Source organism: Saccharothrix sp. ST-888, from assembly GCF_000955975.1.
Lineage (GTDB): Bacteria > Actinomycetota > Actinomycetes > Streptomycetales > Streptomycetaceae > Kitasatospora.
Genome location: NZ_JYJF01000703.1, coordinates 1 through 334 on the forward strand (window position 1 = coordinate 1; position 334 = coordinate 334).

The 334-nt window shown below is 68.9% G+C and carries 1 protein-coding gene; it reads right to left on the reverse strand.

Annotated features, from left to right (window positions below; all coding sequences use genetic code 11):
• Positions 1 to 334 (reverse strand): glycosyl hydrolase family 18 protein (locus UK12_RS34285; protein WP_045307134.1); only part of this gene is annotated, 334 nt, incomplete at both ends.

Sequence of the window (334 nt, forward strand, 5' to 3'; positions counted from 1 at the left end):
GTCGCGTCCCAGGCGCCGTGCATGTCGTAGGTCATGACGTCCAGGAACGTGAGGTACTGGCCGAGCTTGTCGGTCTCGACGTTCTGGATCTTGTCCTGGTCGGCGCCGATCGCCGCGGAGAGCGCGTAGGTCGTCTCGTCGGCCCTGCCCGGGGCGTCCACCTCGGAGCGGAACTCGGCCATCAGCGCGCTGAAGTTCTGCTTGTCGGCCGGCGCGGCGTCGTTCCTGGTGTGGCGTGCGCTGCCCGGGTACTTCCATTCGATGCCGAAGCCGTCGACGATGCTCGCACCCGTGCCGGGACCGCCGAAACCGCCCTGCGCGGGCAGGTTGCCCT